The organism is Robertkochia sediminum (assembly GCF_016786255.1).
Lineage (GTDB): Bacteria > Bacteroidota > Bacteroidia > Flavobacteriales > Flavobacteriaceae > Robertkochia > Robertkochia sediminum.
The window spans coordinates 334,534-349,825 of the sequence record NZ_JADMKT010000078.1; the positions used below are offsets into that span (position 1 = coordinate 334,534).

Sequence of the window (15,292 nt, forward strand, 5' to 3'; positions counted from 1 at the left end):
GCAGATTTAAAATAGTAATTTTGCGAGGGTGAAGATACATGAATTCTACATAAACCGATGCCTTGAACTCGCTAAAAACGGACTGGGGAACACCTATCCTAATCCGTCTGTAGGCTGCGTGATCGTCCATAAAGACAAGATCATTGGCGAGGGATATACCAGTGCGGCAGGAGGCCCGCATGCCGAGGTCAATGCCATCAATGCAGTAGCCAACAAGGAGTTACTCAGGTCATCGACCATTTACGTTACCCTGGAGCCATGCTCTCATTACGGTAAGACACCACCATGTGCCAACCTCATAGCAGACATGGGAATCCCAAAAGCGGTGATCGGCGCTACAGACAGCAATAAGGCGGTTAGCGGAAAAGGCATACAAAAACTCGAGGACAGTGGTTGTGAAGTCATAACCGGAGTGCTGGAAGAAGCGTGCAGGGCATCGAACAAACGCTTTTTTTGCTTTCATGAAAAAAAACGCCCTTACATTATTCTTAAATGGGCAGAAAGCCAGGACGGATTCATCGCTCCGGACCCGGAACAAAGAAGCTCCCTGCATCCCGAACCGGTATGGCTAAGCGGTAAAGCCTCCCGACAATTGGTGCATAAATGGCGGAGTGAAGAACAGGCGATATTAGTCGGAACCACGACGGTACTTGCAGACAATCCCAGCCTGACCACCAGAGACTGGTTTGGAGCCCATGCACTACGCGTATTTATAGACAAACACGGAAAGGTACCTCAGAAAAGCCACCTTCTCGATGGCAGCACGCCTACCCTCGTGTTCACCGAGAACGAAGCTCATTACAACAACAGCAATACCAACCAGCTGGAAGTTTGTATTTTAAACAAGGAACTGCCTTACGAGCAGCAACTCATAAAAGCCCTTTATGCAAGAAACATTCAAAGTATGATCATAGAGGGAGGAGCCACTACCTTAAAGGGATTTATCGAGAGCGGACTCTGGGATGAAGCCAGGATCTTCAAATCCCCTGTCAGCCTGGATCATGGCATTACAGCTCCGGATATTAACGGCCGAAAAAGGGTCGTATCACAAATAGGCAGCGATACCCTCACCGTGATCACCCATTCAGAAGAATAGCATTTAAAACGCACATGAACGAGAAGATAAAAAACATCATTTTTGACTTTGGCGATATATTCATCAACCTCGACAAAGAAGCGCCGCTAAAAGGGATCTTCGAACTGGACCCTCATTTTAGCCTGGACCCTGAGACCGACAAAGCCAATAAGAATTACGAAACAGGCCAGATCGATACCGACGCCTTTGTAGCACATTACCTGGATAAGATACCGGGCGCTCATGAAAAAGACCTGATCAGGGTATGGAATTCGATCATCCTGGACCTTCCTGACTTCCGCGTTGACTTCCTTGAATCCCTGTCAGCCAGCGGTAAATACCGCCTATTCCTGCTAAGCAATACAAATGCCCTTCATATGGAACAGGTATTGATCAACACAGGGATGCCACTCTTTGAACGCTTCAAAGGGCAATTTGAACAGTTCTACCTTTCTCATGAAATAGGCATGCGAAAACCCGATGCCGAGATCTACAATTTTGTTATTGAAGAGAACAAGCTGGAAGTATCAGAAACCCTGTTTGTAGACGACCTTCCGGAAAATACCGATTCGGCAGCGAGCATTGGACTGCACACCTGGAACCTCCAACCCGGAAAAGAAGACGTTACCCAATTATTTTCTAAAGACCTTCCCCTGTGATCTATCTCGTTCTAAGTATTCTGGTATCGAGTTCACTTTTCGTGATCTTCAAACTCTTTAACAGGTTTCAGGTAAACACCTTTAACGCCATTGTGATCAATTATCTGGTCGCCTGTGTCACCGGGTTACTTATGTACGACGCACCCTGGAACCTAAAGGATATCACCAACAGCCCCTGGTTTCCGGGAACGATCTTTTTAGGTCTCATGTTCATTGTGATCTTTATGGTCATGGCCCGAACCGCACAACAGATCGGACTAAGTGTTGCCTCGGTCGCCGGAAAGATGTCGCTAATTATTCCGGTGATGTTCGGTATCATAGCGTATAAGGAATCGCTAAACCCTGTGAAGATCGCAGGGATACTTTTAGCGCTGGCTGCAGTATACCTGGTATCGGCAAAAAAAGAAGAAACCCGCCTGAGCAGAAGAGACCTGCTCCTGCCCCTCCTGCTATTTGCTGGTTCGGGCATTATCGACACCACGCTTAAGTACCTGGAATCGAAGTACGTTGCCCCAAGGGAGTTCCCGCTGTATTCCTCGAGCATTTTTGCTATTGCTGCGATCGCAGGAACCGTTATACTTCTTTTCCGAACCCTATTGCACCGACAGCCCTTCAGACCGAAAGATATCCTTGGAGGCTTTGCCCTGGGAATTCCCAATTACTTTTCGATATACTTTATCTTAAAAGCCCTGGGACAGGACACTATGGAAAGTTCTGTAGTATTCTCTATTAATAATGTTGCGATCGTTATGCTCACAACGCTTTTAGGTATTGCTTTGTTCGGAGAACGACTCCGACCAAGAAACTGGCTGGGAGTAGCCCTTGCTATCGTTAGCATCATCCTTATTTCATTACCCAAAACCTGACAAGACCATGACCAACGACACCTATAAAACCCTCGAAAGCCCGGGAAGTGAAGTCCTGTTTAAAGAGAAAGGCAGCAAGTTCTTCGGATATGCCTTTCCGGTAACCTCAGAAGATGAGGTCAGGGAATGCCTGGACACCATAAAAGCGCAACACCACAGCGCAAGGCACTGGTGTTATGCCTGGCAACTGGGCACCGAAAAACAGCGGCATCGCGCCAATGACGACGGAGAACCTTCAAATTCGGCAGGAATGCCTATCTACGGACAAATACAAAGTTTTGAGCTTACGAATGTCCTGGTGATCGTTGTGCGCTATTTCGGAGGCACGAAATTGGGTGTAGGCGGACTCATACAGGCCTACAAAACAGCGGCACAAATGGCACTGGAAGCATCTGCCGTTGAAGAAAGAACCATTGACACCGAATTTCTTCTGGAATTCCAGTACAAGGATATGAGCCACGTCATGCGGGTGATCAAAGAGAGAAATCTTAACCTGTTAAACCAGGAAATGGGCATGGACTGCCGCATCACCGTAAGCACGCGAAAAAGTGAGGCTCACCTCGTGATACCGGCTTTTGAACCCTATTACGAAGTAAAGGTAACCCCCGCAGACCAGGACTAATACCTTTTACGCCAACCCCCACGTCTTACGATCCGTAACCGGCAAATGTGCAAAGTGGCTGCGGTATATCCCCCTTACGAAAAACACCCTTAAAAACGCAACATACGTATCGTTAATATGGGATGATATTAAGGGTTAAGCCCCATAGCTGTTAACTCATACCCCAAACGTTAGCGAAAATCAGGTGTAGTAATTATTCTACGATTCATACCCTTGAAACTGTCAGTAAATTTTTCTTCTATAATTTTTCAAGGATATATTCGGGGCATTTCATAGGCTTTCCTGTCTCCATATTTACGAAAGCTAAAACCGTATTTGCCTCGACCAAAACCACCCCATTTTCACCCAGGATCGTATAATCAAATTCGATCTTGACACCGGGTGCTTTTTTAAGGTTAACAACTACGGTTAAAAGGTCGTCGTAACGGGCCGGATTTTTGTAATTGATATTCAATGAGATAACCGGTAACATCACTCCGTTATCCTCCATCCATTTATAAGAAACTCCGAGGTTCCGAAGCCACTCAACCCGCGCTACCTCCAGATAATTCGCGTAGTTCGCGTGATACACCACTCCCATCTTATCGGTTTCACCATAGCGAACACGAATGTTAATTTCCATTGTTTTCTTCATTATCCCTGTTAATTTTTGTAGTTTAAGTAACTGTGAATAAAACGTTAAACGATATGAGAAAAAAATATCGTAAAATCAACGCCATTTTCATTTTTTTTTTAAAATAATTGTTCACATATTTGTTTGACCTTAACGGGGTAGTTAATGAGTATTTTTTGGCACGCTATCTCTCCTAACTAACTAAACAAAATTAATTCTGGTAATGAACTTAACTGCGGAATCAGTATGGAAGAATTGTCTTACGTTCATAAAAGATAATATTCAACCTCAGGCCTACAAAACATGGTTTGAACCCATTAAATCCGTAAAATTAACAGATAATGCCCTAAGTATTCAAGTACCGAGTAAATTCTTTTACGAATGGCTGGAAGAACACTACGTTAAACTGTTAAAAGTTGCCCTTACCAAAGAACTGGGAGAAAACGCCAAATTGGTCTATGTGATCAAGATGGAAAACACTTACGGAAACAAAAAGCCGTATACCGAAAGTATCCCCAGTTCCAATCGCGCAAATATGACTCCCCAGGAACTTGATGTTCCTGTAAAGAACAAAAATCCCGAACTCAAGAATCCATTCGTGATTCCCGGGATCAGAAACATCAAGATCGAGTCACAGCTTAATCCGAACTACAGTTTTGATAATTTCCTGGAAGGCGACTCCAACCGTCTGGCACGCTCGGCAGGTTTAGCCGTAGCCAGCAAACCGGGAGGAACCTCCTTTAATCCGCTTCTCATTTTTGGTGGTGTAGGTTTAGGGAAAACACACCTCGCCCACGCTATCGGAGTGGAGATCAAAGACAAGTATCCGGAAAAAACAGTACTCTATATTTCAGCTGAGAAGTTCACTCAGCAATACATCGAATCGGTAAAGAAGAATACGCGTAACGACTTTATTCACTTTTACCAACTTATCGATGTTCTTATCATCGACGACGTTCAGTTCTTCTCTGGGAAATCAGGGACACAGGATGTATTTTTCCACATCTTCAACCACCTGCATCAAAATGGGAAGCAGGTGATCCTCACCTCAGACAAGGCTCCTGTAGACATGCAGGATATTGAGCAACGTCTTCTGTCAAGGTTCAAGTGGGGCTTATCTGCAGAATTACAGAGCCCGGACTTTGAAACACGTATCTCCATCGTGAAGAACAGATTGTACCGCGACGGTGTAGAAATGCCCGACGAGATCATTAATTGCGTTGCTCAGAACATCAAGACCAACGTAAGAGAACTCGAGGGTGCAATTATCTCTTTGATCGCCCAGTCGTCTTTCAATAAGAAAGAGGTTACTCTGGAGCTCGCCCAACAGGTGGTTGAGAAATTCGTAAAGAACACCAAAAGAGAGGTATCTATCGATTACATACAAAAGGTGATCTCCGAATACTTCCAGATGGATGTTGAAACCCTGCAGTCGAAGACCAGAAAACGCCATATTGTTCAGGCCAGACAGCTCGCCATGTTCTTTGCTAAAAAGTACACCAAAGCATCTTTGGCCAGCATCGGCTCTCAGATCGGAAAAAGGGACCACGCCACCGTGCTTCACGCCTGTAAGACCGTTGACAACCTCGCCGATACCGATAAGCAATTCAGAAAGTATATCGAAGACCTGAATAAAAAGTTCGCCCAGTAATGGCAAAGATCAACGTTCTTATGGTTTGCCTTGGCAATATATGCCGCTCTCCCCTGGCAGAAGGTATCCTTAAGCACAAAGCCCCATCTGGCGAAGTATTCGTTGATTCTGCAGGAACCTCTAATTACCATATCGGAGAATTACCGGACCAACGCTCAGTTGCGACGGCCAGAAAATACGGGATCGACATCACCGATCAACGGGGACGTCAATTCAAAACCTCCGACTTTGACGCTTTTGATCTGATCTACGCCATGGACCAAAGCAATTACCAGCACCTGGTAGCCATGGCCCCTGACGAGGCCTCGCGACAAAAGGTTCATCTTATCCTTGACGAAGTTTATCCCGGCGAGCGCATGGATGTTCCCGATCCTTACTATGGCGGAGATATGGGGTTTGACAATGTCTTTAAAATGCTGGACCAGGCCTGCGACCGTATCCTTGAAAAGATCCTGTAAAAACACTCCTATAATTTTGTAACTTGGGCCATAAATGGTCTTATGAACACTGCATCTCAACAGAAGGGAAAATTATACCTGATCCCCTCAACTCTCGGAGACAACGATCCGCTGGAAGTTCTTCCTGTCACGGTTAAAGCGGTTATTGAGAACACCACCTATTTCATTGTAGAAAATCAGAAAACCGCCCGAAGGTTCATCAAAAGGATCGCCCCCGAGAAATCACAGCCTTCTCTTCAACTTTTCACACTCAACAAACGAACAGAGGCATCAGAGTATGCCGATTTTATTGCACCCTGTCTAAAAGGCCATGATGTGGGCATACTCTCTGAGGCCGGATGCCCGGGAATTGCAGATCCCGGCGCCGATATTGTCGCCCTGGCCCATCGCAATGCGATCGAGGTATTACCACTGGTAGGGCCTTCGTCTATATTACTGGCCATGATGGCAAGCGGTATGAACGGGCAGAGCTTTGCTTTTAATGGCTATCTGCCTATTGACAAAGGGGAACGCAAACAAGCCTTAAAACGCTACGAAAGAATATCCAGAGAGCAACAACAATCACAGTTATTCATAGAAACCCCATACCGCAACGACAAATTATTGCAGGACCTCATTCAACAGCTGCATCCGGAAACCAGGCTTTGCGTAGCAGCAGACCTTACCCTGCCCACTGCGTATATCAAGACCTTACCGGTCATTGCCTGGAAAAAGGAACATCCGGACCTCCATAAACGACCGGCTATATTTATTCTCCACGCCACATAAAAAAAGCCCCGGCCTGAAAAGCCGGGGCTATTATTTTTTTATATGTTCACTACCATGGGTCAGATCCTTGCCCGACGCATGGGTTTTATGTGCGATACATCATACCCGGCAAACTTCTTCATGTAATACCTGATAGATGTTCCGAAGGCATCTTCAAAGCCTTGCTCTCCATAAGATCTCAGGAATCGCTTCACATTAAGCGCCCCACCCAGGTGAGCAGCAGCAAGAATACCGGATTCGGTGATCTTCACCCCGCCGATGGTTTGCCCGGCATATCGGTCTATGTACTCTCTGAGGATCCATTTATTACGTTGCAGGATAGCTTCGAACGCACGCTCCTGCATTTCGGGGTCGTGTAGAAAAGCTTCTTTATTCTTAACACCCACAGCCTTCATGGCCGAGGCACCAAACTGATACTTTCCCATATACCCATATGAATTCACCACAAAGTAATTACCGCGCGACTCGCTGTGAGCCAGAGCCTCTTTAAATCCGTTAAAGGATCTGCCGAGAAAAGGAGGAGCTACCTCTGTATTTTCATCGGGGGTCATTGCAACTTCGTAATTAAGGGGTTGTGTTGCACTATGTACTAAAAGAACTTCTTCGGCTTTGTTTATTTGAGTAAAACCGAAACTCAGTAAAATAATTAAAACAGCTATTAAACAAGGTAATTTAAATGCCTGTTTCTCCATAAGAACATTTTTCTTAAGCGATTGATCCTGACGGATTTTTGCTTAAAATTTGGTCGACAAAGATAGGCTTTTATTTAATATCTCCCAGCCCTTATAGATAAAGCGTACGAAACTCCCTTCCTAGCGCTTAACTCCCTGACTATCAATCCACTGCCTGTATTTCGCAGCATTTCTGTTGTGCTCTGCCAAGGTCTTTGCAAATTTGTGATAGCCGAAATTCTGCGTATCGGCGACAAAATAGAGGTAATTATGTCTTTCTGCCTGAAGCACAGCATCTATAGAAGAAATGTCGGGCATGGCAATTGGCCCGGGAGGAATTCCCGCATTGCGATAGGTGTTGTATGGCGAATCGATCTTAAGGTCTTTTAAAAGCACTCTTTTAACGACCATGTCGAAGTTTCCCGATTCCTTTTTCATGGCATAGATCACCGTTGGATCTGCTTGTAAAGGCATGCGCTTTCTAACCCGGTTCAGGTACACTCCGGCCACTCTTGGTCTTTCATCGACCTTAGCCGTTTCTTTTTGAACTATGGCAGCAAGGGCAGTTACCTCTCCCGGAGTTAGATTAAGCTTATCGGCTTTTGCCAGGCGATCTTCATTCCAAAACCGGTTGTACTCTTTTAGCATGCGGTCCCTGAACGATTCAGCACCGGTATTCCAGAAGAACTCATAGGTATTTGGTATATACATACCCAAGGCGGTATCTTCATTAAAACCATTTTCCTTTAAAAATGCTGCATCCCGAAACGCCTGAATAAGCTCCAGGCTGTCGGCTTCAATTTGCACCGCTATACGTCCCGCGAGATCTTCCAGACGTTCCTGGTTGTTGAAGGAGATATCTAAGGGCAGGTTGCGACTGCGAATCGAGTTAACGATATCATTATTGTTCATCCCCTTCTTTATGAGAAAACGCCCAGGTTTGATATTAGACACATAGCCTTTTTTACCGGCTATATCGGCAAAACTCTCAGGATCTTTCAAAAGGGGTGAGATCTGCTGGAGAACATCTTTAAACGTATCATCAGAAGCCACATAGACATAGGCCTCTTTATTATCAAAAGCCGTGTTCGGAGCGAAAATAGCATCGTAAACCATATACACGAACACACCTCCTGCCAATACCCCCAGAAGGGCTATGGCCAATAAAATCTTTTTAATGTACATCTCTTAATTTTTGAAACATCAATTCATCTTTAAACTCCCCGTCGCGCAATACCCAGTCTTTTTTAATTCCTGATTGCACAAACCCCAGGCTGGTGAAAAGATGAATACTTGGTTTATTATCCTGGTTGATATTTGCGTAGAGCTGATGCATATCCAAAACACCAAAAGCATAATCCATCAACAGTTTAAGCGACTCTCTGCCGAGCCCTTTATTGCGATCGTCCCTATTCAGGATAACGATACCTACCCCTGCCCTCTTATGCCTTGGGTTAAAGTCGAAAAGATCGATAAATCCGACCACATGATGACTCATATCGCAAATGGCCAATCGCAACTGTTTTACCTCGTAAATATCTTTATGACTATTGGCAAGATATTCTTTAAGCACGAACCTGGAATATGGTGCCAGGGTCTCACTCACCTCCCAAACTGCAGTATCGTTCTCCAGGGTGTAGAGAAATTGCAGGTCTTCGGGCTCCAGAGCCCTGAGGTAACAATGGGATCCTTTTAAACTGATCATGAATCTATATTTATGGTGCCCTCGAACACGTTAACCGCAGGGCCCTGCAGCGTTATCTTGTGATACCCCTCCTCATTTCTGATAAAGGAGACCTTTAGCTCCCCTCCTTCGGTTCGCAACTTCACCGTAGATCTATCGGTTTCACCACGGTCGTACATGGCAAGCGCCACCGCAGTAACACCCGTTCCACAGGAAAGGGTTTCACCCTCTACCCCGCGTTCGTAGGTTCTTACCGCATAATGAGCGTCGCCCAGTTTTTCGACAAAATTGATATTACTGCCTTTTGCTCCGTATTTACCATAGCGGAGCCTTGCCCCCTCTTTATGCACATCAAGTTGCTCCAGCTGCTCACAAAGTTGCACGTGATGCGGTGACCCCGTATCTAAAAAACTATAGCCTTCAAAATTCTCCACTGTTCGCACATCGGTCATTTCGAGACTTACCTCTTCTCCACTAATGGAAGCCAGGTGTAATCCATCTACAGCCATAAACCGGGCCTCTTTCCCGACAATACCCAAATGATGGGCAAATGCCACGAGGCAACGTCCCCCGTTACCACACATGGTGCTTTGATTTCCATCGGCATTGTAATAGACCATACGGAAATCGGTGGTCTCATCATGCTCCAGAAGGATCAATCCGTCTGCTCCAATACCAAATTTCCTGTCGCAAAGATGCCTGACCAACGCCGTGTCATTTTTCGGAAAGAACAAGGCACGGTTATCGATCATGACAAAATCGTTTCCTGTACCCTGATATTTATAAAAATGCAGTTTCATGACGGTGAGGTTAGGCTGCAAATATACAATAATGTCGTGCGGAATTCCATTGTTAAAAATGGGTTAAATGCGTCACCCAAATACAATATTCAATTAATTTTATTGGTTAGTCGAACACAATCAAACAATTGTACCATGAAGAAAATTTCTAGTTTACTCTTGTTAGCGTTATTGAGTGGGGCCATTACCTTAGGAGCCTACAAAGTGTTCTTTGAGCCTCAACCAGTAGTCGTAAACGACAGGGAAGAAAACTCCCCTTTTGTAGCAACATCCCTACCTTCGATCCCCTTGGGCGAAGACGAGGTTAATTTCACTACAGCTGCCGAAAAAACCGTAAATGCCGTAGTTCACGTTAAGAACGTAACCCTGAGCCGTGGGCCATCCAGCCTTCTGGAGTTCTATTACGGTCATGGAGGAACACCAAGAGCCCAGGTGGGAACCGGTTCGGGTGTGATCATTTCTCCCGATGGTTATATCGTAACCAACAATCACGTGATCGCCAATGCTTCTAAATTGGAGATCACCCTGAACGACAACCGTTCATTTGAAGCCGAGTTAATAGGGGCCGATCCCGAAACGGATATTGCCCTTCTTAAAATAGACTCCGATAAAGAGTTACCCTACCTCCCTTTTGGAGATTCCAACCAGATACGCCTTGGCGAGTGGGTACTTGCCGTGGGTAATCCGTTTAACCTCACCTCTACCGTAACCGCCGGAATTATCAGTGCGAAGGGACGCGATCTGAACGACAGGGATCGCAGGTTCCAATCGTTCATACAGACCGATGCAGCCGTAAACCCCGGTAATAGCGGGGGCGCCCTGGTAAACACCAGAGGTGAACTGGTAGGTATTAATACCGCCATCTCCTCGCAAACGGGTTCTTACGTTGGTTATTCTTTTGCCGTGCCCAGTAATATTGCCAGAAAGGTCGTGGAAGACATCATGGAATACGGGAATGTTCAGATCGGGAACATCGGGATCATGGGTAGCGACCTGAAGAACATCAATACAGAACAATTCGGTATCGATGAAACCGAAGGGATCTATATCGCAGAGATCATTGAAGATTCCGGAGCCGATCGCGCAGGACTGAAAAGCGGAGACATCATCAAATCGATCGATGGTATCAAGATCACCAAATTCGCCGACCTTTCGGGATACCTCAGAAGTAAGCGTCCTGACGATAAGGTATCGCTAATGATCTTAAGAGACAATAAAGAGGTTACGGTACCGGTAACCCTCTTAAAAGAAAACACCTACCAGATCGACTTTTTAGACCTGAAGGTGAAAGAGCTTAGTAACAATGACAAAAAGACCTTTGGACGTAAAAAGGGTGTCAAGATCATTGATGCCGGAGAATACATTCGGGAAGAGCGATTTGAAGGCAAACTTCTTGTTGGCATTAACGATATGGAGATCGGCAGTATAGACGATCTTAAAAAAGCCCTGTCTAACCTCGAACAATACCGAGGCTTAAGCATCGTGATCATGGACGAGGACGGGGAGAAAGAGCGACTCATATTTAGAAATTGATCCTTATAAGTACATCGAAAAACCACATATAGAAAGAGCCTTTAAATAAGGCTCTTTTTTTTGGGAATTTAATTTTACGAAAACGTTTGAAATATCTACTTTTGCCGCAAAATCTTATACGCTTTAAACAACACTAACATTATGAGGTTAACTACTACCTACGACAAAGAGCTAGCTTACCAGGCCGACCGCCGAAAGGCTGCCGTAGAATTCATCAAAGTCGTTAGCGACCTTTGGTATGAGAATTCCATAGAGCTTGTACTCTTCAGGAATCAACTCATCGACAAGAGCATTAGCGAGGTGATGAATCTGCACAAATACGCTGCTGAGTTCGTAGAAAAGCCCATCTCCATCTTTGATACTGTAGAGATCGCTTACGCTATCAGAGACATGAACCTTCCTGCCGCTAAGATCGATATCGGGAAACTTACCTATGAGTATCACCTGGAAGACAATCACAAAGAAGACGCCAGCGAGTTTGTTCACCACAAACTAAGGGATGCCAGAAATTGTGATGATATCGCTCCCAAAGATGTAGTACTCTATGGATTCGGCCGTATCGGGAGACTTCTTGCCCGCGAACTTATGCTCAAGACCGGAAGCGGAACACAGTTGCGACTGAGAGCCATTGTAACCCGTGGAGCGGTAACCCGCGAGGTCCTTGAGAAAAGAGCTTCTTTGCTTCAAAATGACTCTGTGCATGGAGAATTTCCAGGAACTGTCGGGATCAATGAAGAAAAGCAGGCGCTTATTATTAACGACACCACCGTATATATTATTAGCGCTAATGATCCCGAAAGCATCGATTACACCAACTACGGGATCAAAGATGCCTTAGTGATCGATAACACCGGAGCCTTCCGCGACCAGGAGGCGCTAAGCCGACACCTTAAAGCCAAGGGAACAGAAAAAGTGCTCCTTACCGCACCGGGTAAGGGTGTTCCTAATATTGTTCACGGAGTTAACCACCGTGAATACGATGCAGACGAATTAAATATATTCTCTGCGGCTTCCTGTACCACCAACGCCATTACACCAATTCTCAAAGTTGTCGAAGATACCCTGGGTATTGAAAAAGGACACCTTGAGACCATTCACGCTTACACCAACGACCAGAACCTTGTTGATAATATGCACAGCAAATACCGACGCGGTCGCGCTGCTGCCCTCAACATGGTGATCACAGAAACCGGAGCCGGAAAGGCCGTTTCAAAAGCCCTGCCTGCCCTTGAGGGGAAACTCACCTCGAACGCCATTCGCGTTCCCGTTCCTAACGGATCACTGGCCGTACTCAATTTACAGGTGAAGAAAGCCACCGACAAAGAAGAGATCAACAATATCGTAAAGCGATATGCCCTGCAGGGAGAGCTGGTAGAGCAGATCAAGTATTCCTTGAACAATGAATTGGTTTCTTCTGATATCGTGGGTACCTCTGCCCCATCGATCTACGACAGTAAGGCCACTTTGGTGTCTGAAGACGGTGAAAACATTGTGTTATACATATGGTATGACAATGAATATGGATACAGTCAACAGGTGATCCGACTCGCAAAATACATCGCGAAAGTAAGAAGATTCACATATTACTAGTATTCAAATCGTTGAAATTTTTTTTTTGGGTAAAAACAATATGCAAAAGGTATGTTCGTTACCAAGTAAATAACATAAATTTGCATCCCAAATATTAATTTTTCAGGACATGATGAAGACCAAAAAGAACTTGTTGACCGCCTTTGCTCTAACCTTGGTTGTAAGTTTTTCGGTATGGGCCCAGGAAAAGGAAGAACCTTCTTTGAATGACGGCAGTATCGATCAACAATTTGAATACATAATGACCGAGGCTAACAACTACCGTAATTACAAGGTGGTTAAAACGGCCTGGCTGAATACCTTGAAAAAGAACACCCTTGACTCCATAGCCAGACTGGAGAAAGAATTAAGTTCAAGCATCGAGCTTACTTCTACCCAAAAGGCAGAGATCGACGGACTAAAAGAGGAATTGGCAGGTACCAATGAGCAATTGACCAATGTAACCGAGGAGAAGGACAGTATCTCTTTCTTTGGTGCATGGATCGCCAAGCCGGTTTACAAATCGATCATGTGGGGTATCGTTGGTGTACTCACCCTGGTACTGTTGTTCTTTATTTACAGGTTCAAGAACGCCAATGCTGTAACCCAGCAGGCCAAGAAATCGCTTGCAGAGCTTGAAATGGAATATGAAGAGCACCGCAGAAAAGCACTTGAAAGAGAGCAAAAAGCCAGAAGACAGTTACAAGACGAGATCAACAAGCAGAAAATGCAGAAGTAATCTCAACGAGAACATATGCTAAAATCATAGAAAAGCTTCCCCTTGAGGGAAGCTTTTTATTTGTAGCACCTCCTCGTTCAAAAGGTGAATATTTCGCATCTTTGCAAAAATCTTCGAAACACATGCGCATTGATATCATTACCGTACTACCCGAACTCATGAAGAGTCCGTTCGAGGCTTCGATCTTGCGACGTGCCATTGATAAAGGACTGGTAGAGGTACACTTTCACAATTTACGGGATTACGCCACCAACAATTACAAAACGGTAGACGACTACCAATTTGGAGGCGGGGCCGGAATGGTTATGATGATCGAACCCATCGATAAGTGCATAAGCGCATTACAGGCAGAGCGCACCTATGATGAAGTGATCTATATGACGCCAGACGGTACCACCCTCAACCAGGGCATCGCCAACACCTTGTCGTTACAAGAGAATATGATCATACTTTGCGGACACTATAAAGGGGTAGACCAAAGGGTACGAGATAAATTCGTTACCCGCGAGATCTCCATAGGCGACTATGTGTTATCGGGAGGCGAATTGGGCGCTGCTGTACTTTGCGACGCAGTGATCCGTTTAATTCCGGGAGTGCTGAATGACGAGACCTCTGCCCTTACCGATTCTTTCCAGGATAATTTATTGGCTCCCCCCGTATATACAAGGCCGGCCAATTATAAAGGCTTGGAGGTTCCCGAAGTATTACTTAGCGGAAATTTTGCACGGATCGAAGCATGGCGTGAAGAACAAGCCCTAAAACGCACTCAGGAAAGAAGACCCGACCTTTTAGAAGAGTAATTTTTTTTGGGCTAAGATTGTATATTAGAATTAAATAACTAATTTTGCATCCAATTTCAGATCAACCTCTGGCGATAATCGTGAATGTTGGTATGATATAATCCTAAATTTAGCATAATGGAAGCTTTAATTAAATTTGTTCAGGACGAATTTGTAGAAAGAAAAGAATTTCCTGAATTCTCTGCAGGAGACACTATTACTGTGTATTACGAGATTAAAGAGGGTGAAAAGACCCGTACCCAGTTCTTTAGAGGAGTAGTTATTCAAAGAAGAGGTACCGGTGCTTCAGAAACCTTTACTATCAGAAAGATGTCTGGTACTGTTGGGGTAGAAAGAATTTTCCCTGTTAACATGCCTGCACTTCAAAAGATCGAGATCAACAAAAGAGGTAAAGTGCGTAGAGCACGTATCTTCTACTTTAGAGGACTTACCGGGAAGAAAGCGAGAATCAAAGAGGCTCGTTCTTAATTCCTTACCTTTTAAGCATACAGAAATCCCGCCTCGTGCGGGATTTTTTTTGTTCATAACTCAAAGCTCCGGAACACCCAACCCTGTTGATAAATACACTACACAAACTATTGCTTTTCAGCGACTTATGTCGTATCTTTAAAAGACTAAAACGTTCTTAAATACATTAAAGAAATTGCAATTCGATTATGTCTGAAAACATTATAGCTGCCAACCAAAAAGAGTAGTATGTTTTCAGAAAGTTTGAATCTTTCATCGAATTGAAAGGTCAGTGCCAAAAGCCTGATTTAACATCAGGAAAAAGGAGATCTGAATT

At 44.8% G+C, this 15,292-nt stretch carries 17 protein-coding genes; 12 read left to right on the forward strand and 5 right to left on the reverse strand.

Annotated elements, in window-relative coordinates; genetic code table 11:
• The first annotated feature begins 28 nt into the window (after positions 1 to 28).
• Genes ribD through IS446_RS12840 form a run of 4 tightly spaced genes read left to right on the forward strand, consistent with a single transcriptional unit; the run spans position 29 to position 3,222 of the window.
• Positions 29 to 1,096, forward strand: a complete 1,068-nt coding sequence (gene ribD, locus IS446_RS12825) for a bifunctional diaminohydroxyphosphoribosylaminopyrimidine deaminase/5-amino-6-(5-phosphoribosylamino)uracil reductase RibD (protein ID WP_203061145.1) — start codon at positions 29 to 31, stop codon at positions 1,094 to 1,096.
• Between the two features lie 14 nt (positions 1,097 to 1,110).
• Positions 1,111 to 1,734, forward strand: coding sequence for an HAD family hydrolase (locus IS446_RS12830; protein ID WP_203061146.1), 624 nt, complete (start codon positions 1,111 to 1,113; stop codon positions 1,732 to 1,734).
• Positions 1,731 to 2,600, forward strand: a complete 870-nt coding sequence (locus tag IS446_RS12835) for an EamA family transporter (RefSeq protein WP_203061147.1) — start codon at positions 1,731 to 1,733, stop codon at positions 2,598 to 2,600. Before IS446_RS12830 ends, IS446_RS12835 begins: the two co-directional genes overlap by 4 nt.
• 7 nt (positions 2,601 to 2,607) lie before the next feature.
• Positions 2,608 to 3,222, forward strand: coding sequence for an IMPACT family protein (locus IS446_RS12840; RefSeq protein WP_203061148.1), 615 nt, complete (start codon positions 2,608 to 2,610; stop codon positions 3,220 to 3,222).
• 238 nt (positions 3,223 to 3,460) lie between these two features.
• On the opposite strand, the gene IS446_RS12845 is transcribed toward IS446_RS12840, so the two are convergent.
• A complete protein-coding gene (locus IS446_RS12845) occupies positions 3,461 to 3,856 on the reverse strand; it encodes an acyl-CoA thioesterase (protein WP_203061149.1) in 396 nt (131 codons plus the stop codon).
• Between the two features lie 202 nt (positions 3,857 to 4,058).
• Between IS446_RS12845 and dnaA the strand changes: the two genes are divergently transcribed.
• The 3 genes from dnaA to IS446_RS12860 are packed head-to-tail and all read left to right on the forward strand — an operon-like array spanning position 4,059 to position 6,712.
• A complete protein-coding gene (gene dnaA / locus IS446_RS12850) occupies positions 4,059 to 5,486 on the forward strand; it encodes a chromosomal replication initiator protein DnaA (protein ID WP_203061150.1) in 1,428 nt (475 codons plus the stop codon).
• The gene (locus IS446_RS12855) at positions 5,486 to 5,944 is read left to right on the forward strand and encodes a low molecular weight protein-tyrosine-phosphatase (RefSeq protein ID WP_235996494.1); all 459 of its coding nucleotides are present in this window, start codon (positions 5,486 to 5,488) and stop codon (positions 5,942 to 5,944) included. Before dnaA ends, IS446_RS12855 begins: the two co-directional genes overlap by 1 nt.
• Before the next feature lie 42 nt (positions 5,945 to 5,986).
• Positions 5,987 to 6,712, forward strand: a complete 726-nt coding sequence (locus IS446_RS12860; protein ID WP_203061151.1) for an SAM-dependent methyltransferase — start codon at positions 5,987 to 5,989, stop codon at positions 6,710 to 6,712.
• A 59-nt stretch (positions 6,713 to 6,771) separates the two neighbouring features.
• Here the strand turns inward: IS446_RS12860 and IS446_RS12865 are convergent, their stop codons facing one another.
• The 4 genes from IS446_RS12865 to dapF all read right to left on the reverse strand — a co-directional run bounded on the left by IS446_RS12865 (position 6,772) and on the right by dapF (position 9,867).
• The gene (locus IS446_RS12865; RefSeq protein ID WP_317192211.1) at positions 6,772 to 7,263 is read right to left on the reverse strand and encodes a peptidoglycan-binding protein LysM; all 492 of its coding nucleotides are present in this window, start codon (positions 7,261 to 7,263) and stop codon (positions 6,772 to 6,774) included.
• Between the two features lie 261 nt (positions 7,264 to 7,524).
• Positions 7,525 to 8,568: an endolytic transglycosylase MltG gene (gene mltG, locus IS446_RS12870; protein ID WP_203061153.1), complete on the reverse strand. Its 1,044-nt coding sequence runs from the start codon at positions 8,566 to 8,568 to the stop codon at positions 7,525 to 7,527.
• Complete coding sequence (locus IS446_RS12875; protein WP_203061154.1) at positions 8,558 to 9,088, reverse strand: GNAT family N-acetyltransferase; 531 nt, start codon at positions 9,086 to 9,088, stop codon at positions 8,558 to 8,560. Before IS446_RS12875 ends, mltG begins: the two co-directional genes overlap by 11 nt.
• Positions 9,085 to 9,867 carry a diaminopimelate epimerase gene (gene dapF / locus IS446_RS12880; RefSeq protein ID WP_203061155.1) on the reverse strand — a complete coding sequence of 261 codons (783 nt, stop codon included), beginning with the start codon at positions 9,865 to 9,867 and terminating at the stop codon, positions 9,085 to 9,087. The genes IS446_RS12875 and dapF overlap by 4 nt, the downstream gene beginning before the upstream one ends.
• Positions 9,868 to 10,002: 135 nt before the next feature.
• Here dapF and IS446_RS12885 point away from each other — a divergent pair, with 135 nt between their 5' ends.
• The 5 genes from IS446_RS12885 to rplS all read left to right on the forward strand — a co-directional run bounded on the left by IS446_RS12885 (position 10,003) and on the right by rplS (position 14,976).
• On the forward strand, positions 10,003 to 11,400 hold the full coding sequence (locus IS446_RS12885) for a trypsin-like peptidase domain-containing protein (protein ID WP_203061156.1): 1,398 nt from the start codon (positions 10,003 to 10,005) through the stop codon (positions 11,398 to 11,400).
• 141 nt (positions 11,401 to 11,541) lie between these two features.
• Positions 11,542 to 12,990 (forward strand): glyceraldehyde-3-phosphate dehydrogenase, encoded by a 1,449-nt coding sequence (locus IS446_RS12890; protein WP_203061157.1) that lies wholly within the window; start codon positions 11,542 to 11,544, stop codon positions 12,988 to 12,990.
• Positions 12,991 to 13,099: 109 nt separating this feature from the next.
• The gene (locus IS446_RS12895) at positions 13,100 to 13,708 is read left to right on the forward strand and encodes a tRNA (guanine-N1)-methyltransferase (RefSeq protein WP_203061158.1); all 609 of its coding nucleotides are present in this window, start codon (positions 13,100 to 13,102) and stop codon (positions 13,706 to 13,708) included.
• A gap of 122 nt (positions 13,709 to 13,830) precedes the next feature.
• On the forward strand, positions 13,831 to 14,508 hold the full coding sequence (gene trmD / locus IS446_RS12900) for a tRNA (guanosine(37)-N1)-methyltransferase TrmD (protein ID WP_203061159.1): 678 nt from the start codon (positions 13,831 to 13,833) through the stop codon (positions 14,506 to 14,508).
• A 117-nt stretch (positions 14,509 to 14,625) separates the two neighbouring features.
• On the forward strand, positions 14,626 to 14,976 hold the full coding sequence (gene rplS, locus IS446_RS12905) for a 50S ribosomal protein L19 (protein ID WP_203061160.1): 351 nt from the start codon (positions 14,626 to 14,628) through the stop codon (positions 14,974 to 14,976).
• Positions 14,977 to 15,292: the final 316 nt, after the last annotated feature.

Bases quoted from the DNA above. Each gene is read 5' to 3' on its own strand.
- IS446_RS12830 (WP_203061146.1), top strand. From the start codon at position 1,111: ATGAACGAGAAGATAAAAAACATCATTTTTGACTTTGGCGATATATTC.
- IS446_RS12840 (WP_203061148.1), top strand. From the start codon at position 2,608: ATGACCAACGACACCTATAAAACCCTCGAAAGCCCGGGAAGTGAAGTC.
- IS446_RS12845 (WP_203061149.1), bottom strand. From the start codon at position 3,856: ATGAAGAAAACAATGGAAATTAACATTCGTGTTCGCTATGGTGAAACC.
- dnaA (WP_203061150.1), top strand. From the start codon at position 4,059: ATGAACTTAACTGCGGAATCAGTATGGAAGAATTGTCTTACGTTCATA.
- IS446_RS12855 (WP_235996494.1), top strand. From the start codon at position 5,486: ATGGCAAAGATCAACGTTCTTATGGTTTGCCTTGGCAATATATGCCGC.
- IS446_RS12860 (WP_203061151.1), top strand. From the start codon at position 5,987: ATGAACACTGCATCTCAACAGAAGGGAAAATTATACCTGATCCCCTCA.
- IS446_RS12865 (WP_317192211.1), bottom strand. From the start codon at position 7,263: ATGACCCCCGATGAAAATACAGAGGTAGCTCCTCCTTTTCTCGGCAGA.
- mltG (WP_203061153.1), bottom strand. From the start codon at position 8,568: ATGTACATTAAAAAGATTTTATTGGCCATAGCCCTTCTGGGGGTATTG.
- IS446_RS12875 (WP_203061154.1), bottom strand. From the start codon at position 9,088: ATGATCAGTTTAAAAGGATCCCATTGTTACCTCAGGGCTCTGGAGCCC.
- dapF (WP_203061155.1), bottom strand. From the start codon at position 9,867: ATGAAACTGCATTTTTATAAATATCAGGGTACAGGAAACGATTTTGTC.
- IS446_RS12885 (WP_203061156.1), top strand. From the start codon at position 10,003: ATGAAGAAAATTTCTAGTTTACTCTTGTTAGCGTTATTGAGTGGGGCC.
- IS446_RS12890 (WP_203061157.1), top strand. From the start codon at position 11,542: ATGAGGTTAACTACTACCTACGACAAAGAGCTAGCTTACCAGGCCGAC.
- IS446_RS12895 (WP_203061158.1), top strand. From the start codon at position 13,100: ATGATGAAGACCAAAAAGAACTTGTTGACCGCCTTTGCTCTAACCTTG.
- trmD (WP_203061159.1), top strand. From the start codon at position 13,831: ATGCGCATTGATATCATTACCGTACTACCCGAACTCATGAAGAGTCCG.
- rplS (WP_203061160.1), top strand. From the start codon at position 14,626: ATGGAAGCTTTAATTAAATTTGTTCAGGACGAATTTGTAGAAAGAAAA.